Source organism: Brevundimonas sp. RM1 (assembly GCF_052907225.1).
Genome location: NZ_JBRERY010000003.1, coordinates 19603 through 44147 on the forward strand (window position 1 = coordinate 19603; position 24545 = coordinate 44147).

The following is a 24545-nucleotide window of genomic DNA, read 5'->3' on the forward strand; positions in this document are numbered from 1 at the left end:
AGGGTTCGTCGTCATGGAGACCTCGTCGTTGCCGGGCGTTCTGTCGACTCCTGAACTCCAGGCGTTCGCGACGGGCTTTCCGATCCTGATGCTGCATCTGGCCGTGACCTTCGGCCTGCTGGCGGCGGGGGCGGCGGTCTATGCCCTGCTGACGCCGTGGCGCGAAATCGCCCTGATCCGCCAGGGCAATCCGGCCGCCGCCGTGGCCTTTTCCGGGGTGCTGGTGGGCCTGGCCATTCCGCTGGCGGTGTCCCTGTCGGTGTCGACCTCGATCCGCGACATCGCCATCTGGGGCGTGGCGACGGTGGTGCTGCAATTGCTGGCCTTCCGCGTCGTCGACTTCCTGCTGCACGGCCTGCCGCAACGGATAGAGAAGGGCGAGACCTCCGCCGCCGTGGTCCTGGCTGGGGCCAAGCTGTCGACCGCCTTGATCCTGGCGGCCGCCCTGACGGGTTGAGGGGGCGGCCTTGCGCTTTCCCCATCTTCCCGACTGGACCATCTACGCCGCCGTCATCGGCGTGATCCTGGTTGCGTCGCTGAATCGGGGCGAGCGGGCTGATGCGCCGCACGACTTCCATGCCGAAGAGCCGACAGGACCGTTGCTGGGGCCGATCACCCCCTTTGATCCGTCCGTCACCGTCGACACTTCGGACGAGCACGAGCCGGTGTCGGGCACGGCCTTCTCCATCGCCGGGGACGGCCGCTGGATCACCGCCCGCCATGTGGTCGAGGGCTGTCGCAAGCCGGCCCTGGTGATCGACAAGACCCGCGCCCTGGCCGCCGACGTGCGCCTGGCCGCGCGGGCGGACGTGGCCCTGCTGCTGACCGACGGCGGGCCGCCCGCCCTGCCGATCGCGCCCGAAGCGCCGCTCTACAAGGGCCAGCGCGCCTTCCATCCCGGCTTCCCCCAGGGACGGCCGGGCGAGGTGGCCTCGCGCCTGATCGGCCGCGAGACGCTGAAGATCAGGGGCCACCGCTCCTATGACGAGCCGGTGCTGGCCTGGGCCGAGGCCGGACGCACACGGGGGCTGAAGGGCACGCTGTCGGGCCTGTCCGGGGCGCCGGTGCTGGATCGTCGCGGACGGGTGCTGGGCGTGACCATCGCCGAGTCGCCCCGGCGCGGCCGCATCTACACCACGGCGCCCGACACCTTCGTGCCCACCGTCGGCGCCCAGCAGCGCGCCGACGAAGCGGCGCTCGGCCAGGCGGTGACGACCCAGAACTACGGCGCCGTCTCCGATCGCCTGCGTCAGGATCTGCGCGTCGCCCAGGTGGTCTGCCTGACGACGTGAGCGAATGATTTTCCTCCCCGTTCGCGAAGCGGACGGGGAGGTGGATCGGCGGCGTAGCCGGCGAGACGGAGGGGCCGCTTGGTTCCGCCGTCCTAGCCCCTCCACCGCTTTCGCGGTCCCCCTCCCCATTTGCATGGGGAGGAAAAGATCGCCCGGCGCCCTACTTCAGCGTCGCGCTGTCCAGATTGAGTTCGGTCAGCGGAATGACCTCGACGTTCGGATACTTGGCCCGCAGGCCGTCGATGAACTTCGAGGCGTCGCCGACCACGACCAGGCTGGCCCGGTCGGTCGGCAGGTGTTCGGCGAAGGCGGCTTCGACCTGCTGCGGCGTGACCGCGCGGACGCGCCCGGCGTAGTCGGCCAGGTCGCTCATCGGCAGGTCGTAGAGGGCCAGGTTGGCGACCAGTCCGCCCAGGCCGTCGACCGTCTCCAGCGAGCGGCCGAAAGCGCCGATCAGGGTGGCGCGGCGCGGGGCCAGTTCGGCCTCGGTCGCCGGGGCGTCGCCCAGCTTGCCGATCTCGGCCAGCATCAGCTCGACCACCTCGGTCGCCGACTCGTTCTTGGTCTGGGTCGAGGCGGTGAAGACGCCCGTTTCGGCCCGCGCGCCCAGCGCCGATCCAGCGCCGTAGGACAGGCCCTTCTCGATGCGGATCTTCTGGTTCAGCCGCGAGGAATAGCCGCCGCCCAGCAGGGTGTTGCCGACCGTCAGCGGGAAGAAGTCGGCGTCGGTGCGGCTGACGCCGCGGATGGCGGCGACGACCGCCGCCTGGCCGGCGCCCGGCTGGTCGATGACGACGACGCGCGGGGCCAGGGTCTGGCCCGCCTTGTCGATGGCGGCCGGCGCCGGACCGGCGTCGCGCCAGTCGCCGAAGGCTTCATCCGCCAGGGCGCGGGCCTCGGCCGGGGTCACGTCGCCCGAGAAGACCAGGGTCGCCTGCGACGGGCGGAAGCGGTCGGAGTGGAACACCGCCACGTCGTCGCGCGTCAGGGCGGGGATGCTGTTCACCGTGCCCGAGCCCGGCGCGCCGTAGGGGGCGTCGCCGTAGATCACGCGGCCCACCGACTGGGAGGCGATGGAGCCCGGCTGGCTCAGCGCCACGCGCAGGCCGTCCAGGGTCTGGGACTGCTGACGCTCCAACTCCTCGGCGGCGAAGGTCGGGTTGCGCACCAGATCGGCCATCAGGGTCAGGGTCCGGCCGAACACGTCCTTGGGCGCATTGGCGTAGACATTGGTGAAGTCGGCGCCCGCGCCCGCGCCGATGCTGGCGCCCAGCTGTTCGATGGCGGTGGCGATTTCCGGGGCCGCCTTGGTCGTCGTGCCCTGGGTCAGCAGGGCGGCGGTCATGGAGGCGACGCCCGGCTTGCCCGCCGGATCGTGGGCCGAACCGGCGTTGAAGTTCAGCCGCGCCGAGACCAGCGGCAGGCCCTGCGTCGGGGCGACCAGAACGCGCAGGCCGTTGTCCAGACGGAAGTCGGCGATGGCCGGGGTGGCGGGCGACACTTCCGGCCCCGGCTGGGGCAGGCGGGCGCGCTCGGCCTCCGGCAGCAGGACGGCGACCGGACCGGCCGGAGCCAGGGACGCGACCGTGACGGGGGCGTCGACGTTCTTCTTCTGCTCGCTGGGCGCATTGGCGTCGTCGGCGGGCAGGTAGTTGATGGTGATCTGGCGCTGCGGCGTCAGATAGCGGCGGGCCACGCGCTGCACGTCGGCGGCGGTGACGGCCTGGATCTCTGCGATCTCGCGGTCGGCGGCGGTCGCGTCGCCGGTCATGATCAGCGCCATGCCCAGGGTGGTGGCGCGGTCGTCGATGCTTTCACGGCTGCGCAGGGCGTCGGCGACCAGCTCGTTCTTGGCCTCGGCCAGTTCGGCGGCGGTGACGGGCTCGTCGCGCAGGCGCGCGATCTCGGCCTCCAGCGCGGCCTTGCCGGTCTCGACCGTCTGGCCGCCCGCCATGATGGCGTAGGCGGCCAGATTGCCCGCCTGCTGGGCGAAGTCGGGGTTGGAGCCCGCCGAGGCGGCGATTTGCTTGTCATAGACCAGCGAGCGGTACAGGCGGCTGCTTTCCCCGGTCGACAGGATGCCGTCCAGCACCGTCAGGGCCGCGCGGTCGGCGTCCTTGTAGGCCACGGTGTTCCAGGCCAGGGCGACGGCGGGCAGGGGCACGTTCGGCGCGTAGTAGGTGGCGGTGCGCGGGCCGGTCGGCTCGGGCTCCTTCACATCATTGGCGGGCATGGGCGTCGCCGGACGCTTCAGCGGGGCGAAATATTCGTCGACCCAGCCGTCCAGCTGCGCCTGATCGAAATTGCCCGCCACGATCAGCATGGCGTTGTCCGGCCGGTAGTAGGTGGCGTGGAAGCGCAGCACGTCGTCCAGGGTCGCGGCGTCCAGCTCCTCGATCGAGCCGATGCCCGGACGGCGATAGGGGTGGTCCTGATAGATGGTCTCGGGCGTGAACAGGCCGAACAGACGGCCATAGGGGCTGGCCAGGATGCGCTGGCGGTATTCCTCCTTCACCACGTCGCGCTCGGAGGCGAAGTTCGCCTCGTCGACGACCAGCGAGCCCATGCGGTCGGCCTCGGCGAACAGGATGCGCTGCAGGTGGTTGGCCGGGACGACCTCGTAATAGGCGGTCACGTCGTCGGCGGTGAAGGCGTTGTTGAAGCCGCCGACGTCCTCGGTCAGACGATCGAACGTCTCGGACGGCATGTTCTTCGTCGCCTTGAACAGCAGGTGCTCGAACAGGTGGGCGAAGCCCGAACGGCCCGCCGGATCATCCTTCGACCCCACGCGATACCAGACCTGGACCGTGACGTTGGAGGTCGAGGCGTCGCGCGCCGTATAGACCTCCATGCCGTTGGCCAGCACCCGCTTGGCGAAGCCCAGCGGCGGCACCTCGACCCCGCCCTGGGCGGCAGACGCGACGGCGGGCGGCGCCTTGGCCCAGGCCGGGGCGGCGGCGGGCAGGCCGAGCAGCAGCGCCGAGGCGCAGGCGGTCAGGATCAGGCGATTCTTCATGAGGGGCGGCTTTCCAACGCCCGCAATCGAAGAAACGGGCGCCGAAAGCCTAGCAGGGCGAAGAGCCGCCGCGCACCTTACGGAGCTGTAATGAAAGGGGCGGAGCTCTACCGCCCGAACACCTCGACGCTGACGCCGCCGTCGGTCGCCAGCCAGGCGCGCTTCATGCCCTGGCTGTTGTAGGGGGCGGCGATGTTGCCCTCGCGGTCCAGGGCGATCAGGCCGCCGTCGCCGCCCAGGGCGCCGATGCGGTCGATGACGGCTTGCGACGCCTCGGCCAGAGACTGACCGGCGGCGACGCCGAAGGCGGTGCGCGCGGCGGCGGCGACGCGGATGAAGTATTCGCCCTGGCCGGTGCAGGAGACGGCGGCGTGTTCGTCGGCCCAGGTGCCGGCGGCGGGGATGGGGGTGTCGCCGACGCGGCCCGGCATCTTGCCGAACACGCCCGCCGTCGAGGTGGCGGCGGCCAGGCGGCCCTGGCTGTCCAGCACGCAGCAGCCGACGGTGCCGTGGCTCAGGCCGCCGGGCGGATGGTTGTCCTCGCCCTGACCGGCGCGGGTGTACCAGGCCTCGGGATCTTCGACGCGCGCCAGACCCTGTTCGGCGGCGAAACGGGCGGCGCCGTTTCCGGCCAGCATGACGTGGGGGGTGCGGTCCATCACCGCGCGGGCGGCGACGACCGGGTTGCGGAACCCTTGCAGGGCGGCGACGGCCCCGGCCTTGCCCGAGGCGCCGTCCATGAGGCTGGCGTCCAACTCATAGTCGCCCGCCAGATTGGGCGACGCCCCGCGCCCGGCGACGTAGAGGCCGGAATCCTCCAGCATGACGACCGCCTCGACCGCCACGTCCAGGGCCGACGCCCCGGCGTCCAGCCGCGCCTTCATCGCCTCGACGACCTCGCGCATGTGCACGACCTCGGCGTCGTAGTTGCGCTCGCGCCGGGCGCCGGCGCCGCCGTGAAGAATGAGGGCGGGTTTCGCCATGATCGTCTCCTCAGAACCTATTCGACCTCTTTGCATCGGGCCGCAGGCTGATTAGCGTCGCCGGCGTGTCGGCGCCATGGCCGATGGGGGAAAGCTGAAAAGAGTTCCTATGCGTGCAGTCCTGTCCAAGGCCCCCGGCGGCCCGGAATCGCTTGTCGTCGAGGAGGTCATGGACCCCACGCCCGGTCCGGGCGAGGTGGTGATCGAGGTCAAGGCCGTGGGCGTCAACTATCCCGACGCCCTGATCATCGCCGACAAATACCAGTTCAAGCCCGAGCGCCCCTTCGCGCCGGGGGCCGAGGTCGCGGGCGTGATCGACGCCGTCGGCGAGGGGGTGAAGGGCGTGTTCCGGGGCGACCGCGTCGTCGCCGTGCCCGGCTGGGGCGGCATGGTAGAGCGGCTGAAGGTCAAGGCCGACAGCCTGATCCCCATTCCAGAGGGCATGGACTATGAGACCGCCGCCGCCTTCATCATGACCTACGGCACCAGCTACTACGCCCTGAAGGACCGGGCGCAGCTGCAGCCGGGCGAGACCCTGCTGGTGCTGGGCGCGGCGGGCGGCGTCGGCGCCGCTGCGGTCGAACTGGGCAAGGCGATGGGCGCGCGCGTGGTCGCCGCCGCCTCGACCAACGACAAGGTCGAGTTCGCGCTGGAGCTGGGCGCGGACAACGGCCTGATCTACCCCTCCGGCCCGATGGACAAGGCGGCCCAGAAGGAGCTGTCGGGCGAGTTCAAGCTGTCGACCGGCCGCGACGGCGCCGATGTGGTGTTCGACGGGGTGGGCGGCGACTACGCCGAGCCGGCCCTGCGCGCGATGGACTGGAACGGCCGCTATCTGGTGGTCGGCTTCCCGGCGGGGATTCCGACCCTGCCGCTGAACCTGACCTTGCTGAAGTCGGTGTCGGTGGTCGGCGTCTTCTGGGGCGCCGCCGTCGCCCGCGATCCCAAGGCCCACGCCGCCAACATGGCCGAGCTGATGCAGCTCTACGCCGAGGGCAAGATCAAGCCGCGCGTCAGCCGCACCTTCCCGCTGGAGCGCGCCCATGAGGCCATCCAGGCCCTCAGCGACCGCTCGGCCGTCGGCAAGATCGTGGTGAAGGTGGAGGATTGATCGTTGCTTCCTTCTCCCCTTGCGGGAGAAGGTGGCAGGCGAAGCCTGACGGATGAGGGGTTGCGGGACCTCGGCCTCGCAGCCTTCATCCGATTTCGGAGAGATCCCTCATCCGAGCGCCTTCGGCGCCCACCTTCTCCCGCAAGGGGAGAAGGGTTTATTCCTCGTCCTCCCGCAACCGCTTCAACGCCTGCGCCGCCTGATCGTGGTGGCGGGGCTTGAGGTGGGCGCCCAGGGTCGCCAGCACCGCGGCGATCACGGCCGCGTCGTCGGTGAAGCCGATGCCGGCGAAGATGTCGGGAATGGCGTCCACCGGCATGACGAAATAGGCCAGCGCCCCCAGGATCAGCCCCTTGGCCGCCAGCGGCGTCTTGGGATCCTGGGCGGCGTACCAGGCGGCCATGGCCTGTCCGGCGAAGGGGATGCGGGCGGCGGTGCGCCGCATCTTGGGCCAGAAGCCCTTGCGCACGCGCATCTCGTTCACCTTCTGCACGGCGGGAACCAGGGCCTTTTCAGGATTGATGGCGTCATCAGGCGACACCCCGTTGGTCTTTGCGGTCATGGCCGCTAAATCCTCGCACGAGCACTCGGTTCAATCGAATATAGGACGACTTTCATGAAACTCGACGCTTCGATCGCGGCAGTGGTGACGGGCGGGGCTTCGGGCCTCGGCGAAGGCACGGCGCGCGCCCTGGCGGCCAAGGGCGTCAAGGTCGCCCTGTTCGACCTGAACGAAGAGCGCGGCGAGGTCATCGCCCAGGAGATCGGCGGCGTTTTCTGCAAGGTGGACGTGACCTCGGACGACAGCGTCGCCGCCGGCTTCGCCAAGGCTCGCGCCGCCCACGGCCAGGAGCGCCTGACCGTCAACTGCGCCGGGATCGCCACCGGCCAGAAGACCGTCAGCCGCAAGAAGGACACCGGCGAGATCCGCGCCCACGACATGGCCCAGTTCGAGCGCACCGTCTCGATCAACCTGTTCGGCACCTTCCGCGTCCTGTCGCAGTCGGCGGCGGGCATGGTGACGCTGGAGCCGATGGACGACGGCGAGCGCGGCCTGATCATCAACACCGCCTCGGTGGCGGCTCAGGACGGCCAGATCGGCCAGGCGGCCTATTCGGCGTCCAAGGGCGGCGTCTACGCCATGACCCTGCCCGTCGCGCGCGACCTGATGAACGAGGGCGTGCGGGTCAACACCATCCTGCCGGGCATCATGTGGACGCCGATGATGGCGGGCATGGACCAGAAGGTGCAAGACGCCCTGGCAGCCATGATCCCCTTCCCCAAGCGCCTGGGCACGCCGGCCGACTACGCCGCCCTGGCCCTGCATCTGGCCGAGAACACCTACATCAACGGCGAGTGCATCCGTCTGGACGGGGCGATCCGTCTCGCGCCTCGCTAAGGCGATGAGCGGCAAGGCCGCTAACGCTCGCCGCGCGGCGGCTCGCTGCTTGAGCGGGCAGGGCGCGTAGCGGCGGCAGCAGCTGCGCTTTGAAGCGGCCTCCGAGGCGTCCTTGCGGGCGTTTCGGGGGCCGTTTTCGTGTGAAGTTTCAGGGCTATTCGAAAAAAATCGGCGGATTGGCCGAAAATCGAAAAAGGGGCTTGCGCGATCCGAAGTCGGTCCGCTATACGCCCCTTCCTCGACGGGGAGCAGCACATCGCTCCCAACGGAGTGCGGGCGTAGCTCAGGGGTAGAGCATCACCTTGCCAAGGTGAGGGTCGGGCGTTCGAATCGCCTCGCCCGCTCCAGTCGAAAGGGAAAACGGGGTCCGGCCGCAAGGTCGGGCCCCGTTTCCTTTTGCGCCCTGTCCATCGCCGCACATGAAAAAGGCCCGACGATCCCGTCAGGCCTTTTCGCGTTCCCTCCTCCGACCTTACAGCCCCAGCGCGGCGCGGATGTCGCGCCAGTCGACGTATTTGAAGTTCTGGGTTCCGGTGTCGTTGACGTCGTCCTGGATGACCACCAGGCCCTCGGGGAAGGGTCCGACCGGACCGCCCAGGGCGGCCAGGCCGTCGGTGCCCGTCACCCCGTCGACCGTCCCGTCCACGACCACGAAGCGGCCCTTGAACTGCGGCTCTGCGCCGTCGATGCGCCAGACGGGGAAGGTCGAGTCGCCCTGGCTGGAGGCGATCAGATAGCGCGCTTCGCCGTCCGTCAGCGTCGTCAGCCCCTCGGCGTCGGCGACCAGCAGCCCCGGCGCGACCGGCTGGACCAGGGTGCGCGTCCCGCCCGAGGCCGGGTCGAGGGCGTAGCGCCACAGGCCGACGTTCTCCTCGGCGATATAGAGGGCGTCGGTCGCCGGATCGGCGGCGCAGCCTTCGGAGATGGAGCCGATCTCGGCGCGGCGGACCAGTTGCGCGGAGGGGCGGCCGTCGGGTCCGGCGGCGACGATGAACTGACGCAGCTCGCCTTCATGGCCGACCAGGACGGCGTGCACCTCCTCGCCGCGCCGGGCGAAGCAGAAGCCGTAGGGCTCGACCACGTCGGTGGCGATGGAGCCCCAGTAGCGCACCTTGTTGTCGCCGGTCCCGGCCGGGTCGAACAGATAGAGGGCGACGCCGGTGCGGCCCGGCGTGCGGTCGCTGGCTCCGATCAGCAACTGCGGGCGGCCGTCGAGGCTCAGGCCCTCGACCACGTCGACGTTGTTCAGCAGCCCCTCGGGCATGAACTGCAGAATGGCCCCGTCGAAGCCGTAGACGTAGAGGCCCGCCTTCTTGTCGGTGCCGACGACGAAGCCGGGGGTCTGGACGTCGCCGATGGTCACGGGGGTCTTGGAAGCCCAGACGGCGGGATCGTCGGCCGCGTCGTCGCCGACGGTGCCGACCGAGGGCGTCTCCAGCACGGCGCGCACGGGCGCGCCCTGGCCGACGAAGCCGCCGCCCTCGCCCTGATAGTCCGCCTCATGCCCGGCGCAGGCGGCCAGTAGCAGGGCGGGGGCCAGAAGGCCGGCGAGCGAACGCAGGGGCAGGGAGGCGGGCATGAGCGGAGCTTTCCGTCCGAATGAGGAATGCCCGCCCGAAACACGCGCGCGAAAGGACGGTCAACGGCGCTGCCGCGACGGTTCGGCGATGGTTCGACAACGGATGATCCGGGTCGGGATGAACTGTCGTCATCCCGTGTTCCGCTCGCAGATTCCTTTTCGTGAAACCGTCGCGGCCGCGTCGTCGCGGCGCATTAGCCATCCCGCCGGAACCGGGCCGCCAGAAGCGGCGCCGGCCTTCGGGGATATGGACATGAAGCTCGGACTTCTTCTCAGCGCGGCGAGCCTGCCGCTGGTTTTCGCTGTCGCCGCCCAAGCTGCTGACGCCAGGGCTGTCGACGTCGCGGTTGACGCCGCTCCGGCCGTTGCGGCCGCCCCGGCGGGCGACGGCCTGATCGGTCGCGTCGTCAACGCCGACGGCTCGCCCCTGCCGGGCGCCGAGATCATCGACCGCGTCAGCGGCCGCCGCGCCGTCAGCAACAGCCAGGGCGAGTTCAACCTGGGCGGCGTCTCGGGCCAGGTGACGCTGGAGGCCCGCTACATCGGCCTGCCGACCGCGACCCAGACGGTCGCCGCCGCGCCGGGCCGCCTGACCTCGGTCACCGTCATGATGGGCTCGGGCGACGCGGTCGCCGTGGCCGACGTCATCGTCAACGGCGTTATCACCGAGGGCGTGGCCCGCTCGCTGAACCAGCAGAAGAACGCCGACGGCACCATCAACGTCCTGTCGGCCGACGCCATCGGCCGCTACCCTGACCCGAACGTGGCGGAATCGCTGCAGCGCGTGCCGGGCATCGCCATCCAGCGCGACCAGGGCGAGGGCCGCTACATCAACGTGCGCGGCGCGCCGTCGGCCTTCACCGCCGTGTCGGTGGACGGGGTGACGGTTCCGGCCGTCGATCCGGGCACGCGCGCGGTCGACCTGGACACCCTGCCCAGCGACATCGTCTCCAACATCGAGATCTCCAAGACCCTGCTGCCGAGCCAGGACGCCGATTCCATCGCCGGCGCCGTCAACATCAAGACCCGCTCGCCCTTCGACCAGCGTCGCCTGGCCGTCAGCGGCTATGCCGGCGGCAGCTACAACGACTACGGCGGCGAGGACATCCGCGCGGGCGCCACGGCGTCGAACGTCTTCGGCGCGGACCAGACCTTCGGCGGCCTGCTGTCCTACTCCTACTCCAAGACCAACCGCCGCCCCGACAACGTCGAGTCCGGCTGGACCAAGATGAAGACGCCGGAAGGCGGCGAGGTGTTCGCCCTCGAGGAAAGCCTGTTCAAGGATTACGACACCGAGCGCACGCGCCAGTCGATCAACGGCTCGCTGGAGTTCCGACCGTCGGACGCCTATCGCGCCTGGGTGCGCGGCTCGTTCGCCCAGTTCGAGGACGACGAATACCGCAACCAGCTGCTGCTGACCTATGACGAAGGAAAGCTTCAGGCCGGCGCCACCGACCGCAAGGCGACCTTCAATGACGTGACGGTCGAGCGCCAGCTGCGTCACCGCACCCAGAAGAACGAAATCCTGACCCTGACGACCGGCGCCGAGCGCATCTTCGGCAACGGCGCTGTGTGGGACGCGAACATCTCGTGGGCCAGCAGCGAGCAGACCTATCCGAACCGCAACGAGCTGCTGTTCCGGTCGCGGGCCAAGCCGTCGGTCACCTATGACTTCACCGGCGATCACTACCAGCCGACCTATTCGATCTTCACGACCGGCGAACACATGGATGCGGCGCAATACCGCTTCCGCGAGAACGCCTTCCGTTCCAGCACGACCGAGCAGGACGAACTGACCTTCCAGACCAATTTCGAGTTGCCTTCGGTCATCGGCGGCCGCGAGATCACCTGGAAATTCGGCGGCAAATACCGCACCCGCGACATCTCGGCCGACGAGGACCGCTTCCGCAGCCGTGACGCCGCCCATGCGCCGTCGCAGTCCTACGCCGACCTGCTGACGGGCTCGGACTCGCGCAACTACGACTATCTGTTGGGCAAGAAGTTCAACAACGGCCTGGTGGACGACTACTTCGGCCAGATGCGCCCGCTGTCGCCGATCCGTCCGGCGGATTCCATCGCGGCGGACTATACGGCCAAGGAAGACATTCTGTCGGCCTACGCCCAGGGCCGCCTGGACATCGGCGCGACCAACATCATCTTCGGCCTGCGCGTAGAGAACACCAAGTTCGAGGGCGAGGCCGCCAGCCTGATCGATAACGACGGCACCAAGCCCTATGACATGGCGCGGGTCGATCGCGACGACACCGAGTTCTTCCCCAACCTGACGGTCCGCCACAGCTTCTCGGACAATCTGATCGGCCGCTTCGCCCTGACGCGCTCGATCTCGCGCCCCGAGTTCAACCAGATCGTCCCGCGTCGTATCGAAGAGACCGACGGCACGGACATCTCGTATGAGATCGGCAACCCGGACCTGCAGCCGACGCTGTCGAACAACGTCGACTTCGGGCTGGAGTACTACTTCGCCTCGCTGGGCGTGGTGTCGGCCAACGCCTTCTACAAGGATCTGACCGACTACCGTTACATCCTCAAATACGAGGACAAGGTGACGATCGACGGGACCGAGTTCGACGCCGAGTTCGAGACCCCCATCAACGCCCCGAACGGCCACCTGATGGGCCTAGAGCTGAACTGGCAGCAGAAGTTCAGCTTCCTGCCCGGCTGGGCCTCGGGCTTCGGCGTCTTCGCCAACTACACCTGGACCGACGCCGAGATCGAAACGGCCCAGGCCTATGGCGGCCGCAACAAGTTCTCGCTGCCGGGTCAGTCGGAGAACAACTACAACCTGGCCCTCTTCTACGAGATGGCCGGCTTCAGCGCCCGCCTCAGCTACACCAAGCGCAGCGACTATCTGGAAGAGATCAACGCCGACGACCCCGACTTCGACCTGTTCGTCGAAGGCCGCGAGCAGTTGGACTTCACCGCCTCCTACGACTTCGGCAACGGGGTCGAGGTGTTCGGCGAGGCTAAGAACCTGACCGACTCGGCGGGCGTTCGCTACTACGGCTCGCGCGAGCGGACCTATGAGTACGAGAAGTTCGGCTACAACGTCTTCATGGGCGTGCGCTTCAAATACTGATCGGTCCATAGCGGCTGAAAACGGAAGGCCGGGCGGCGACGCCCGGCCTTTTGCTTTCGTCGGCCCCTCCTTTAGTCTTTCTCGGCATGGTCCCCGACGCGATCCGGGCCTATATGGACCGTGGCGGTTGACCCCGCCGGGGTCGGCGCTAGTGTCCGCGCCGCTCTCTTCCCCAGCGCCTGAACGATCAGAGGACCATATGGCCGACGCCGCTTCCCAGACCTACGACGTGGTGATCATCGGGGGCGGGCCGGGCGGCTACAACGCCGCCATCCGCGCCGGACAACTGGGGCTGAAGACCGCCCTGATCGAAAAGCGCGCGACCCTGGGCGGCACCTGCCTGAACGTCGGCTGCATGCCGTCGAAGGCCCTGCTGCACGCCTCGGAACTGTATGAGGCCGCCAACATCGAATTCGCCGGCATCGGCATCGAGGTGAAGCCCAAGCTGAACCTGGCCCAGATGCACAAGGCCAAGGACGACAGCGTCGAGGCCCTGACCAAGGGCATCGAATTCCTGATGAAGAAGAACAAGGTCGACGTGGTGAAGGGCTTCGGCCGCATCGTCGGCGCCGGCAAGGTCGAGGTCGAAGCCGAGGGCGGCGCCAAGACCACGCTCGAGACCAAGAACATCGTCATCGCCACCGGCTCCGAGCCGACCCCCCTGCCGGGCGTCGCCTTCGAGGACGGCAAGGTCATCGACTCGACCGGCGCCCTGTTCCTGCCCAAGGTGCCCAAGCATCTGATCGTCATCGGCGCGGGCGTCATCGGCCTTGAGCTCGGCTCGGTCTGGCGCCGTCTGGGCGCCCAGGTCACGGTCGTGGAGTTCCTCGACAAGGTTGGCGCGGGCATGGACGGCGAAGTCGCCACCGCCTTCCAGCGCGGCCTGACCAAGCAGGGCATGACCTTCCGCATGGGCACGAAGGTCACCGGCGCCAAGACGTCCAAGGACGGCGTGGAGCTGACCCTCGAACCGGCCAAGGGCGGCGAGGCGGAAACCCTGAAGGGCGACGTGGTGCTGGTCGCCATCGGCCGCCGTCCCTACACCGAAGGCCTGGGGCTGGAGACGGTCGGCGTCACGCCGGATCAGCGCGGCTTCATCGCCAACGACCACTTCAAGACCTCGGCGCCGGGCGTTTGGGTCATCGGCGACGTGACGCACGGCCCGATGCTGGCCCACAAGGCCGAGGAAGACGCCGTGGCCGTGATCGAACTGATCGCGGGCAAGCCGGGCCACGTCGACTACGACCTCGTGCCGTCGGTCATCTACACCGGCCCGGAAGTGGCCTGGGTCGGCAAGACCGAAGAGGCGCTGAAGGCGGCGGGCGTCAACTACAAGAAGGGCAAATTCCCCTTCGCCGCCAACAGCCGCGCCAAGATCAACCATGAGACCGAGGGCTTCGTGAAGGTTCTGGCCGACGCCGCGACCGACAAGGTTCTGGGCGTCCACATCTATGGCCCGCAGGCGGGCGAGCTGATCGGCGAGGCCTGCATGACCATGGCTTTCGGCGGCGCCTCGGAAGACGTGGCTCGCACCTGCCACCCCCACCCGACCCGCTCGGAAGCCTTCCGTCAGGCCGCCATGGGCGTCGAAGGCTGGACGATGCAGGCGTAAGCCTCACCGGTTTTCAGACCGCGATCTGAACGGCGCGCTCCGCACGGGGCGCGCCGTTTTTCGTTGCCGAAACTTAACTTGCTGGCCTCGGCGGCCGTCTTCAGTTTCACCGCGAAACGGCGGGAGCGAGGGTGAAGCGATGCGTTTGGCGATTGGATTGGCGGCGGCGGCCTGGGCGGTGATCGGTTCTGTCGCCTCGGCGCAGGACTATCGACCCACGTTTCACCCTGACCAGTTGAAAGGCCCTCCAGCAGGCGCGTTCAATGAGGTTCTGGTGCTGGGCTCGCCGCACCTTTCCGCCCTGCCGGACAGCTTCCGGCCCGAGCTGTTGGAGCCCTTGCTTGATCGGTTGGCGACTTGGCGACCGACGGCGATTGCGGTCGAGAACCTTTCGGGTCTGCAGTGCGATGCTATGAAACGCCAGCCGACACGCTATGCCTCGACGATTAGAAGTTATTGCTATGATCCGGCCAAGGCCGGTGAAGCCGCTGCATTGGATGTTCCGGGCGCCAATGTCGAAGTCGAGCGCGTTCTGGCGGACTGGCCGGAGACGCCTTCGTCAACACAGAGGCGACAGCTCGCCCTACTTTTTCTGGCCGCCGGAGAAGCACCGTCCGCCGTGGTCCAGTGGCTGCGCCTGCCTGAAAGCGAGCGGTTGGCCCAGGACGGGCTGACGGAGGAGTTGGTTGCCGAACTGAACCGTCGGATGACGCGTCGCAATGAGACCGAGCTGATCGCCGCGGCTCTGGCGGCGCGTCTGGGCCTGGAGAGGTTGTGGGCCGTTGATGACCACACGGCTTCTTCCGACATTCGACCGGACGAGCAGGAGGGCTATCGCCAGGCCATCATGGGATCTTGGGACAACCCGAATTCAAAGGCGCGAAAGGAAGCCTCAGCGGTGTTGGGCGCTGGTCTGGAGCGTCCAGGCGGCTTGTTGGCGATGTATCGGGCCTACAATGATCCGGCTGAAGCCGTAGCGGCCTATCGCTCCGACTTCGGCGCGACCCATGTGGAGCCGTCGCCCGAGGCGTTCGGGCGACGCTACCTGGGCTATTGGGAGACCCGCAACCTGCGCATGGTCGCCAACATCCGCGACGTGCTGGGGCGCTATCCGGGCACGCGGATGCTGACCATCGTCGGCGCCTCGCACAAAGGCTACTACGAGGCCTATCTGAACCAGATGCACGACGTGCGGCTGGTCAGTTCCGACGCGGTTCTGCGTTAGCGGCCCATTCTGCGGCCAGCACGGCGTAGATGAATTCGTCGCCCCAGACGCCGTTGAAACGGTCGTTCTGGATCAGGTGCGCCTCACGCCGGAAGCGCAGCCGCTCGACCAGGCCGATGGAGCCCTGGTTGTCCGTGTCGAGGCGGGCGTAGAGGCGATGCAGGCCGAGGCGGGAGAAGCAGACGCCGACCAGGGCGCGCACCGCCTCGGCGGCGTAGCCCTGGCCGGCGAAGGCCGGGTTGAAGATGTAGCCGATCTCGGCCTGCAGGGCCGCCTTGCTGGCCAGCCTAAGGAAAAGCTCGCCCAGCAGGGCTCCATCCGCGCGTCGCGTCACCGCAAGCCGTGCGACGTCGCCGTCCTCGGTGAAGGCGTTCGCTGTTTGCAGGGTTTTGCGCGCTTCTTCGGCGCTCGGCGGCGCGGCGTAGAGGTAGCGATAGACCTCGGGCAGGGCGTGGTAGGCGTAATAGGCGTCAAAATCGTCCGGGCGGAAGGCGCGCAGCGACAGGCGTTCGGTTTCGATGGGCAGGACGGGAAGCGACATGGCGGCCTTGTCTGGACGAGAGGGCCACGTACATGTGGAGCCTTGGGTGTTTCGCAACAGGAGCCTCGCATGGATCTTCAACTCACCGGCAAGCGCGCCCTGGTCTGCGGCGGCTCCAGCGGCCTGGGGCGAGCGGTGGCGACGGCGCTTGTGGCCGAGGGCGCGCACGTGGCCCTGCTGTCGCGCGATGCGGCCAGGCTTCAGGCCGTGGCCGACGAACTGAACGCCATGGGGCCGGGCCGGGCGGTCATCGCCCCGGCCGATCTGGCCGATCACGAGGCCCTGCTGAAGGCGGTGGACGTCGCTGAGGCCGGGCTGGGCGGGCCGATCCAGATCCTGTTGAACAACACGGGCGGGCCGCCGCCGTCGGGCGTGGCGGGGCTGGACCCGGCGCTGTGGCGCGAGCAGTTCGAGGCCATGGTGCTGTCGGTCTTCCGCCTGACCGACCGGGTCATGCCGGGGATGCGGGCCATGGGCTGGGGGCGGGTGCTGAACGTCGCCTCGACCAGCGTGATCGAGCCGATCGGGACGCTGGGCGTGTCCAACACCCTGCGCGCCTCGGTGGCGGCCTGGGCCAAGACCCTGGCGGGCGAGGTGGCGGCCAATGGGGTGACGGTCAACACCCTTCTGCCCGGCCGGATCGACACCCCGCGCATCGAGCGGCTGGACGCTGCCCGCGCCGCAGCGACTGGCGTCGAACCCGCCGAGGCCCGTGCGGAATCGGTCAAGTCCATCCCCGCCGGACGCATCGGCGCGACCGAGGAGTTCGGCGCCGTCGCCGCCTTTCTGGCCAGTCCGCTGGCGGGCTATGTCACCGGTTCGCTGATCCGCATCGACGGCGGGGCGGTTCGGGCGATCTGATCGGCCTAGGACCGAGGCGCGGCCTGCGGCGTCGGACGACGGGCCAGGCCGCCGAGGGCGATGCGGCCCCGGCCATAGTCCAGCATCACCTGGCTGAACCGGGTCAGGACGTCGGCGCCCAGCAACAGGGCGGGGCGGTCGATCAGGTTCAGAATGCGAAAGGCGTGCAGATCGCCGAACAACAGAGGCGTCGGCCCCAGATCGCGCCGCGCCAGGCGCAGATCAGCCAGTTCGCCGGACCGCACCAGCAAGGACTGGCCGATCACGCCATAGACGCGCACCAAGGGACGCTCGACCCGGCCCAGGCGCGAATCCAGCGCCCGCATAAGGGCGCTGTTGCCGATCGAATATTGGGCGCCGCTGTCGATGAAGGCGACGGCCGGGACGCCGTCGGCCGCGACCTGGGTCAGGATCAACTGGCTGAAACGCCCCGAGCGGACATCGGTGATGTCCAGACCCACCCGGCTGGCGCGTCCGCCGAAGGACAGGCCGCGCCGCACGACGTCGACGCCCGAGGCCGCGATCATGACCCGGCGGCGCCGCAGATCCAGGGTCAGCCGGAAGCGCGACAGCACGTCCAGCCCCAGAAGACCGTCGGCCCCCAGCAGCCCATAGGGAAAGACCGGCAGGACCAGGTCGGCGAACCGTCGCTCGGAAAAGGCCAGATGGGGCAGGCGCACGGTCGGCGTCATCTGGGCGGTGGTGATGCCGTGCACCAGGACGGGCGGGCCGGGCGGCAGGTCCAGCGCCTGCGCCAGCCGGTCGGAGATCGCGCTGCGCTCTGCGCCCGTGTCGATGACGAACAGCGCCTTGCGCCCGTCCAGATCGACCTCGACCCCGATGCGGGTCAGCAGGTTCGCCAGCAGGCGGGCCTCGGCGTCGGGCGAAGCGGGAGGCGTCTGGTTCGTCGCATCCTGCGCCCAGGCGGGGGCGGCCAGAACAAGTCCGGTCTGGGCCAGCAGGCTCAGGGCCATGCGGCGGCTGGGGGCGAGGCGATCGGTCTCAGAAACGAGAATCGGCCTGTGCACGCGCGTGAACTCCCGTTCCGCGATCCCCAGGCCGGAATTCTGGCGCCTTTTCGAGGTGCTGAAAAGTCCGTTTGCGGAGGGTCAGCCGCGCGGATGGGCCTGGGCGTAGGCGGCCAGCAGGCGGGCGGCGTCGACCTGGGTGTATTTCTGCGTCGTCGACAGGCTGGCGTGGCCCAGCAGCTCCTGGATCGAGCGCAGGTCGGCGCCGGCGCCCAGCAGGTGGGTGGCGAAGCTGTGGCGCAGGGCGTGGGGCGTGGCCGAGACGGGCAGGCCGAGGCGCCCGCGCAGCCGCTGCACGGCCGCCTGCACATGACGGGCGCTCAAAGGGCCGCCGCGCCGAGCCCGGAACAGGGCCTGATCCGCGTCGATGACGAAGGGCTGCAGCGCCAGATAGGCCTGCGTCGCCTCGCGCACCTGGGGCAGTACGGGGACCATGCGCGTCTTGTCGCCCTTGCCGGTGATGCGCAAGGATTCGGGCAGTGGGGCGTCCGACCGCTTCAGCGACAGAGCCTCCGAAATCCGCAGGCCGCAGCCGTAGAGCAGGGTCAGGACGGCGCGGTCGCGCGCGGCCTCCCACGGCTCCATGTCGGGGTCGGCCTCGGGTTCGTGCAGCAGGCCCTTCGCCTGATCCTCGCTGACCGGGCGGGGCAGGGAGGCCTTGACCTTGGGCCCCCGCACCAGAGCTAGCTGCGGCGCCGCTACGCCGAGGCGTCGGTCAAGAAAGGCGTGAAAGCCCCGGATGGCGGCCAGGGTCTGGCTGAGCGAGCGGGCGTTCAGCGGGCGATCTCCGTTGCGGCGCTCGGCCATATGGGCGCGCGCCTCGGCCGCTGTGACGGAGCCCAGGTCCGCCGCGCTTTGGGGGCCGCCGCGATGGCGCTCCAGAAAGGCCAGATACAGCCGGCCGATGTGGCCATAGGCCTCCAGCGTGCGCGGCGACAGGCGGCGCTCATGGGCCAGATGCTCCAGCCAGGCGGCCAGAGCGTCCTGCGAAGTCATGGAGGGGGCGCTCAGGCGTCCAGCGGCCATCGCTCGGCCATGCGTTCGACCACGCGGGCGACGAAGGCCACCAGTTCGCAGCCCATGGCGGGGGTGAAGCCGTCTTCCTCGCCCGAGCCGAAGGCGCACAGGGCGGCGCGGGGCGCGGCGGCGCCCGGCAGGCGCAGGTTCATCCGCACCAGGGCGACCGAGGCGACCTCGCCCTCGGCCGGGCCGAACAGGCTGAGGCCGGTGAAGTTGGGGCCGAGCCAGTGCAGGCCGTCCTCGCCCAGCAGGGCGTCGACGCGGCCCGGCTCCAGCGCCTTCCAGCCGAAGGGGACGGCGCCCGGCTTCTCGATCGCCACGGCGGCGCCGGCCAGGCCGAAACGCCCCTGCGTCACGGCGTCGAGGCAGCGCGCCAGTTCGGCGTGGGTCTGGGCCTCCATCAGGTCCAGGGCGGCGACGTGGGTCTGGGTCTGGGCGGCGAAGTTGGCGCGGGCGATCTCTTCGATCAGCTTGCGCGCCCCGGCTTCGCGCTGGGCGACGGCCTCCAGCCGCGCCAGGGCGGCGCGGCCGAAGTCGACGACGTTACGCCCGGTGGCGGTCAGGCCCAGCTCTTCCAGCAGGGCGCGGTCATCCAGCAGGTGTTCGGCGTGATCTTCCAGCCAGGCGCGCACCTGCGGCCAGTGCAGGCCCGCCGCCGGGTCGGAAGAGAGGTCCAGGGAAGTGCTCAAGCGGACCTCTCGTCGGGTCGGAAACTACAGAATGGACTGGCCGGTCTTGCCCCAGTCGGCCAGGAAGGCATCCAACCCCTTGTCGGTTAACGGGTGCTTTACCAGGGCCTTGAAAACGTCGGCCGGAATGGTCGAGGCGTCGGCGCCGGCCAGGGCGGCGGCGGTCACATGGTCCGCATTGCGCACCGAGGCGGCCAGGATTTCCGTGCTGAAGTCGTGGATGTCATACAGGGTGCGGATGTCTTCCAGCAGGCCCACGCCATCGGCGCCGACATCGTCCAGACGACCGACGAAGGGCGAGATGAAGGTCGCGCCCGCCTTGGCCGCCAGCATGGCCTGGGCCGCCGAGAAGCACAGGGTGACGTTGGTCTTGATCCCCTTGTCGGCGAAGGCGCGGGTGGCGCGCAGGCCGTCCCACGTCAGCGGCAGCTTGACCACGACGTTGGGGGCGATGGAGGCCAGCTTGTCGCCCTCCTTGACCATGGTCTCGAAATCGGTGGCCACGGCCTCGGCCGAGATCGGCCCCTCGACCAGGGCGCAGATTTCGGCGATGACCTCGGCGATGTTGCGACCCGACTTGGCGATCAGGCTAGGATTGGTGGTGACGCCGTCCACCATCCCGGTGGGCAGCAAGTCCTTGATGACGGCGACGTCGGCGGTGTCGAGAAAGAGTTTCATGGAGAAGAGTTCTAACCCTGACCAACGCGAAGGGCGACTCTCATTCTTTTCCTCCCCACTCTGTGGGGAGGGGGACCACGTAGTGGTGGAGGGGCTTCTGTCAGCAGAACCAGGCAGCCCCTCCGTCACGGTCGCTGCGCGACCGCGCCACCTCCCCATGAAATGGGGAGGAGAAGCCGCGTGAAGGTCGCCTCCGTCCTCATTCCCCTGCCGGTGCCGGAAGCCTTCGACTATGCGGTTCCCGAGGCGCTGTCGGTCGCGCGCGGCGATCAGGTCGCCGTGCCGCTGGGCCCGCGCCTGATCCGGGGCGTGGTGGCCGAGGTGTTCGAGACGACCGGCTCCAACCGGCGCCTCAAGGCGGTCGAGCAGGTGCTGGACGATCCGCGTCTGCCGGAGCGCACGCTGGACTTCGTCGAATGGGCGGCGCGCTGGACCCTCAGCCCGCCCGGCGAGATGGCGGCGACGGCGTTGAAGGGTCTGCGCGCGCCTCGGCCCCGCCCCGAGCGGCGGGTGCGGCGCGTCGAGGGGCGCAGTCCCGCTCGCCCCACGGCGGCGCGGACGGCGGTGCTGGAGGCGCTGGGCGCGCGATCCATGCCCGGCCCCGATCTGGCGCGGGCGGCGGGCGTCTCGTCCGGCGTGGTCAAGGGGCTGGTCGACGAAAGCGTGCTGGAGGCGTTCGAAATCGAGGCCGTCGCCGCCTTCGATCCGCCCGATCCCGACCATGCGCCCGCGACCCTGAACCCCGATCAAGCGGCGTCTGCGGCGGCCATCGCCGAGGCGACAGCGGCGGGCGGTTTCGCCCCCTTCCTGCTGGACGGGGTGACGGGCTCGGGCAAGACGGAGGCCTATCTGGAGGCGGCGGCGCGGGCGCTGCGGGCCGACCCGACGGCGCAGGTGCTGATCCTGCTGCCCGAGATCGCCCTGACCCAGGCGGTGATCGAGCGCATCACCGCCCGCTTCGGCGTCGCCCCGGCCGAGTGGCATTCCGGCGTCGCCCCGCCGCGCCGGCGACAGGCGTGGGAGGCGGTGGTCGCCGGGCGCTGCAACATCGTGGTCGGCGCGCGCTCGGCCCTGTTCCTGCCCTACGCCAACCTGCGCCTGATCGTGGTGGACGAGGAGCACGACGGCTCGTTCAAGCAGGAAGAGGGGCTGGTCTATCACGGCCGCGACCTGGCCGTGGCGCGGGCGCGCATCGAGGGGGCGGCGGTGGTGCTGGCCTCGGCCACCCCGTCGCTGGAGACGCTGTGGAACGCCCATCAGGGACGGTATCGCTGGCTGAAGCTGGCGGCGCGGCATGGGGCGGCGGTGCTGCCCGAGATTGGCCTGATCGACCTGCGCGAATGTCCGCCCGACCCGCAGACCTGGCTGTCCGCACCTTTACGCGAAGCCATCGGCGAGACGCTGGCGCGGGGCGAGCAGAGCCTGCTGTTCCTCAACCGGCGCGGCTATGCGCCGGTGGTGCTGTGCCGGTCGTGCGGGCACCGGCTGACGGCGCCGGATACGGATTCCTGGCTGGTCGAGCATCGCTACACCGGGCGGCTGGTCTGTCACCTGACCGGCTTCTCCATGCCTAAGCCCAAGGCCTGCCCGTCATGCGGGGCCGAGGATTCGCTGGTCCCGGTCGGGCCGGGCGTCGAGCGAGTCGAGGAGGAGGTGCGCCAGCTCTTCCCCCAGGCGCGCACCGCCGTCTTCAGCTCGGACACCGTCCCGGACGGCAAATCGGCCCGCGCCCTGATCCAATCCATGGCCGACGGCGAGATCGACATCCTGGTCGCCACCCAGGCTGCGGCGAAAGGCCACAACTTCCCGCGCCTGACGCTGGTCGGGGTGGTGGACGCGGACTTAGGGCTTCGCGGCGGCGACCTGCGCGCGGCCGAGCGCACCTATCAGCTGCTGGCCCAGGCCACGGGCCGGGCGGGGCGGGCGGACAAGCCGGGCCGCGCCCTGCTGCAGACCTGGACGCCCGAGCATCCGGTGCTGCAGGCCCTGGCGGCGGGCGATCGCGACGCCTTCGTCGAGGCGGAGATGGCTGAGCGCGAGGCGGCGTCCCTGCCGCCGCACGGCCGTCTGGCGGCGCTGATCCTGTCCAGCGAGAACGCGATGGCGGTCGAGAAGGTCGCCCGCGACCTGGCCGAGGCCATCCCCAACGCCGAACGGCTGGAGGTCTATGGCCCCGCCGACGCGCCTTTGGCGCTGGTGCGCGGGCGGCGGAGGAAGCGGCTGCTGGTGCGGGCCGACCGCGACGTGAACCTGCAGGCCTTCCTGCGCGCCTGGCTGGCGCGGGTGAAGGTTCCGGCCTCGGTGCGGCTGACGGTGGACGTGGATCCTTATAGTTTCCTGTAAGGCGTGCTGGCGCCTACCCACTCTCCGTCATCCTCGGGCTTGACCCGAGGATCGGTCCATCCGCCTCCGCGACTTTGGAGAGGGCGAGCGCGCCCCCCGCTCGATCCTCGGGTCAAGCCCGAGGATGACGGTGGAGTGAGGGGTAAGGGCGAGAGCCGCGCCTACCTCGGCCCGGTCAGCCTGATCTCGAACAGGCTGGGCCAATTCTTGCCGGTGACGAACAGGCGGCGGTTCTGCGCGTCCCAGGCGATGCCGTTCAGCACGTCGTCGACCGGATCCTTCACCTGATCCTTGGGCAGCAGGCCGCTGAGGTCGATGACGCCCACCACGCGGCCGGACTCTGGGTCGATGCGGAGGATGTAGTCGGTCCGCCAGACGTTGGCCCAGACCTCGCCGTCGATCCATTCCAGTTCGTTCAACTGGCGCACCGGGCGGCCGTTCAGGGTGACGGAGACGCGGCCGGTCTCGGCCTGGGTGTCGGGGTCGAGGAAGCGCAGGGCCGCCGATCCGTCCGACAGGATCAGGCGCGTTCCGTCGTGCGTCAGGCCCCAGCCCTCGCCCGCGTAGGCGAAGCGGGAGACGGGCTTCAGGTCGTCCGCATTCCAGATGAAGCCGACGCCGTTGATCCACGACAGGGAGAAGACGCGGCCGTCTTTCTCGGTCAGGCCTTCGCCGAAGAACTCGGGCTCGAGTTCGCGCTTCTGCAGCACGACGCCGTCCTCCAGCCGCACGCGCCGCACGCTGGAGGGGTTGCGGCCGGTGCTTTCGATCAGCACGCCGTCGCGAATGACCAGCCCCTGGGTGAAGGCGGTCGGGTCGTGGGGGAAGGTCCGCACCACCTCATAGCCATAGACCGGAACGCGGGCCGGCGCGGGCTGAGGGGAAGAAGAAGGGGCCGGCCCCGGCGCTTGCGCCGCCGCCGACGCGGGAAGCGCCAGCAGAAGCGTCGCCAGGACCGGCCCGATACGCACGTTTAGACGCCGGGCTCGGCGGTTTCGGCCTTGTTGAGGGCGGCCTGGGCGGCTTCCTCGGCCTGGTTCTTTCTGATCTGGGCGTTGCGCGACCACATGTTCAGGCCCTCGACCAGGGCCGAGAAGGCCATGGCGGCGTAGATATAGCCCTTGGGCACGTGGACGCCGAAGCCGTCGGCGATCAGCACGGCGCCGATCATCAGCAGGAAGCCCAGGGCCAGCATGACCACGGTCGGGTTCTTGTCGATGAAGTTCGCCAGCGGGTCGGCCGCCAGAAGCATGGTCAGAACGGCGATGACCACGGCGATCATCATGATCGGCACGTGATCGGTCATGCCGACCGCCGTCAGGATGGAGTCGACCGAGAACACCAGGTCCAGCAGGATGATCTGGAAGATGGCCGAACCGACGTTGTTGATGACGACGTCCTTCTTGTCCTTTTCAAGCAGGTGGTCGTTCGACGGCGTGGTGTCGACGGCGTGGTGGATTTCCTTCGTCGCCTTCCAGACCAGGAAGAGGCCGCCGGCGATCAGGATCAGATCGCGCCAGGAGAAGGCGGTGTCGAAGGTCTCGCCGTGGATGCCCAGGTCGAAGACCGGCTGGGTCAGGCCGACGATCCAGCCGATGGCGGCCAGAAGGCCCAGGCGCATGACCAGGGCCAGGCCGATGCCGATACGGCGCGTGCGCTGGCGGTGCTCGGGCGGGAGCTTGTTCGAGAGGATCGAGATGAAGATCAGGTTGTCGATCCCCAGCACCACCTCCATGACCACGAGGGTCACAAGGGCCGCCCAGGCGGCGGGATCGGTCAACAGCGGGGTTATGCTTTCGAGCATCGGGTGTCCTGATGGGTGTTGGAAGGTTTTCGGTAACGGGAGCGTGAGCGCGCATCAAGCGTCGGATGGCGTCGTCGTCGTCGCAGGCCCTCCTGTCGAACCCAGCTTGACCGGTCCTATTCGACCAAAGAGAGCGCGGGTGCGGCGTTATCGTTCCGCGCCCCTCGGTTGCGAGGCGAGGCCTTGCATGGTATCAGCCGCGCGGCTTTAGCGAAGGGCGTATCGAAAGATGCGTCCCCAGCGTGCTTTCTACAAGCATTTCAGGCC

At 69.2% G+C, this 24545-nt stretch carries 20 protein-coding genes and 1 tRNA gene; 10 read left to right on the forward strand and 11 right to left on the reverse strand.

From position 1 onward, the window contains the following. The first annotated feature begins 13 nt into the window (after positions 1-13). Positions 14-457, forward strand: a complete 444-nt coding sequence (locus ACU5AP_RS03845; RefSeq protein ID WP_003166326.1) for a DUF350 domain-containing protein — start codon at positions 14-16, stop codon at positions 455-457. 10 nt (positions 458-467) lie between these two features. Then, positions 468-1292, forward strand: coding sequence for a S1 family peptidase (locus ACU5AP_RS03850; RefSeq protein ID WP_046652476.1), 825 nt, complete (start codon positions 468-470; stop codon positions 1290-1292). 160 nt (positions 1293-1452) lie between these two features. Here ACU5AP_RS03850 and ACU5AP_RS03855 read toward each other — a convergent pair whose 3' ends face one another. Both ACU5AP_RS03855 and ACU5AP_RS03860 read right to left on the reverse strand, forming a co-directional pair. Beyond that, positions 1453-4308: a M16 family metallopeptidase gene (locus tag ACU5AP_RS03855; protein ID WP_446680804.1), complete on the reverse strand. Its 2856-nt coding sequence runs from the start codon at positions 4306-4308 to the stop codon at positions 1453-1455. 107 nt (positions 4309-4415) lie between these two features. After that, positions 4416-5291 (reverse strand): isoaspartyl peptidase/L-asparaginase family protein, encoded by an 876-nt coding sequence (locus ACU5AP_RS03860; RefSeq protein WP_446680805.1) that lies wholly within the window; start codon positions 5289-5291, stop codon positions 4416-4418. A 109-nt stretch (positions 5292-5400) separates the two neighbouring features. Between ACU5AP_RS03860 and ACU5AP_RS03865 the strand changes: the two genes are divergently transcribed. Beyond that, positions 5401-6402 carry an NADPH:quinone oxidoreductase family protein gene (locus ACU5AP_RS03865; protein WP_128718957.1) on the forward strand — a complete coding sequence of 334 codons (1002 nt, stop codon included), beginning with the start codon at positions 5401-5403 and terminating at the stop codon, positions 6400-6402. 157 nt (positions 6403-6559) lie between these two features. Here the strand turns inward: ACU5AP_RS03865 and ACU5AP_RS03870 are convergent, their stop codons facing one another. Continuing rightward, complete coding sequence (locus ACU5AP_RS03870; RefSeq protein ID WP_003166321.1) at positions 6560-6964, reverse strand: YkvA family protein; 405 nt, start codon at positions 6962-6964, stop codon at positions 6560-6562. A 54-nt stretch (positions 6965-7018) separates the two neighbouring features. Between ACU5AP_RS03870 and ACU5AP_RS03875 the strand changes: the two genes are divergently transcribed. Next, positions 7019-7801 (forward strand): SDR family oxidoreductase, encoded by a 783-nt coding sequence (locus ACU5AP_RS03875; RefSeq protein ID WP_003166320.1) that lies wholly within the window; start codon positions 7019-7021, stop codon positions 7799-7801. 272 nt (positions 7802-8073) lie between these two features. Continuing rightward, positions 8074-8148: transfer RNA gene (locus ACU5AP_RS03880), tRNA-Gly, on the forward strand. 125 nt (positions 8149-8273) lie between these two features. On the opposite strand, the gene ACU5AP_RS03885 is transcribed toward ACU5AP_RS03880, so the two are convergent. Then, complete coding sequence (locus ACU5AP_RS03885; protein ID WP_128718956.1) at positions 8274-9380, reverse strand: phytase; 1107 nt, start codon at positions 9378-9380, stop codon at positions 8274-8276. A gap of 253 nt (positions 9381-9633) precedes the next feature. Here ACU5AP_RS03885 and ACU5AP_RS03890 point away from each other — a divergent pair, with 253 nt between their 5' ends. The 3 genes from ACU5AP_RS03890 (at position 9634) to ACU5AP_RS03900 (ending at position 15314) form a co-directional block, all read left to right on the forward strand. Further along, positions 9634-12477 (forward strand): TonB-dependent receptor, encoded by a 2844-nt coding sequence (locus ACU5AP_RS03890; RefSeq protein WP_446680806.1) that lies wholly within the window; start codon positions 9634-9636, stop codon positions 12475-12477. Positions 12478-12676: 199 nt separating this feature from the next. Further along, complete coding sequence (gene lpdA, locus ACU5AP_RS03895; RefSeq protein ID WP_313518600.1) at positions 12677-14089, forward strand: dihydrolipoyl dehydrogenase; 1413 nt, start codon at positions 12677-12679, stop codon at positions 14087-14089. A 139-nt stretch (positions 14090-14228) separates the two neighbouring features. Continuing rightward, positions 14229-15314, forward strand: coding sequence for a DUF5694 domain-containing protein (locus ACU5AP_RS03900; RefSeq protein ID WP_446680807.1), 1086 nt, complete (start codon positions 14229-14231; stop codon positions 15312-15314). On the opposite strand, the gene ACU5AP_RS03905 is transcribed toward ACU5AP_RS03900, so the two are convergent. Next, entirely contained in the window at positions 15289-15855 is a 567-nt protein-coding gene (locus ACU5AP_RS03905; RefSeq protein WP_313425301.1) for a GNAT family N-acetyltransferase, read from the reverse strand. The two genes, ACU5AP_RS03900 and ACU5AP_RS03905, sit on opposite strands and share 26 nt — an antisense overlap. Before the next feature lie 69 nt (positions 15856-15924). Here ACU5AP_RS03905 and ACU5AP_RS03910 point away from each other — a divergent pair, with 69 nt between their 5' ends. Further along, a complete protein-coding gene (locus ACU5AP_RS03910) occupies positions 15925-16716 on the forward strand; it encodes an SDR family oxidoreductase (RefSeq protein WP_446680808.1) in 792 nt (263 codons plus the stop codon). A gap of 5 nt (positions 16717-16721) precedes the next feature. Here the strand turns inward: ACU5AP_RS03910 and ACU5AP_RS03915 are convergent, their stop codons facing one another. The 4 genes from ACU5AP_RS03915 to fsa form a co-directional block, all read right to left on the reverse strand. Next, positions 16722-17744, reverse strand: a complete 1023-nt coding sequence (locus tag ACU5AP_RS03915) for a pepsin/retropepsin-like aspartic protease family protein (RefSeq protein WP_446680809.1) — start codon at positions 17742-17744, stop codon at positions 16722-16724. Between the two features lie 81 nt (positions 17745-17825). Continuing rightward, the gene (locus ACU5AP_RS03920) at positions 17826-18740 is read right to left on the reverse strand and encodes a tyrosine recombinase XerC (RefSeq protein WP_446680810.1); all 915 of its coding nucleotides are present in this window, start codon (positions 18738-18740) and stop codon (positions 17826-17828) included. An 11-nt stretch (positions 18741-18751) separates the two neighbouring features. Further along, positions 18752-19453 carry a DUF484 family protein gene (locus ACU5AP_RS03925; RefSeq protein WP_446680811.1) on the reverse strand — a complete coding sequence of 234 codons (702 nt, stop codon included), beginning with the start codon at positions 19451-19453 and terminating at the stop codon, positions 18752-18754. 24 nt (positions 19454-19477) lie between these two features. Next, entirely contained in the window at positions 19478-20131 is a 654-nt protein-coding gene (gene fsa / locus ACU5AP_RS03930; protein ID WP_003166309.1) for a fructose-6-phosphate aldolase, read from the reverse strand. A gap of 162 nt (positions 20132-20293) precedes the next feature. Here fsa and ACU5AP_RS03935 point away from each other — a divergent pair, with 162 nt between their 5' ends. Next, positions 20294-22474, forward strand: coding sequence for a primosomal protein N' (locus ACU5AP_RS03935; protein WP_446680812.1), 2181 nt, complete (start codon positions 20294-20296; stop codon positions 22472-22474). 161 nt (positions 22475-22635) lie between these two features. On the opposite strand, the gene ACU5AP_RS03940 is transcribed toward ACU5AP_RS03935, so the two are convergent. Both ACU5AP_RS03940 and ACU5AP_RS03945 read right to left on the reverse strand, forming a co-directional pair. Then, positions 22636-23445: a glutaminyl-peptide cyclotransferase gene (locus ACU5AP_RS03940; RefSeq protein WP_232623987.1), complete on the reverse strand. Its 810-nt coding sequence runs from the start codon at positions 23443-23445 to the stop codon at positions 22636-22638. A gap of 2 nt (positions 23446-23447) precedes the next feature. Further along, a complete protein-coding gene (locus ACU5AP_RS03945; protein ID WP_128114898.1) occupies positions 23448-24278 on the reverse strand; it encodes a TerC family protein in 831 nt (276 codons plus the stop codon). Positions 24279-24545 lie beyond the last annotated feature (267 nt).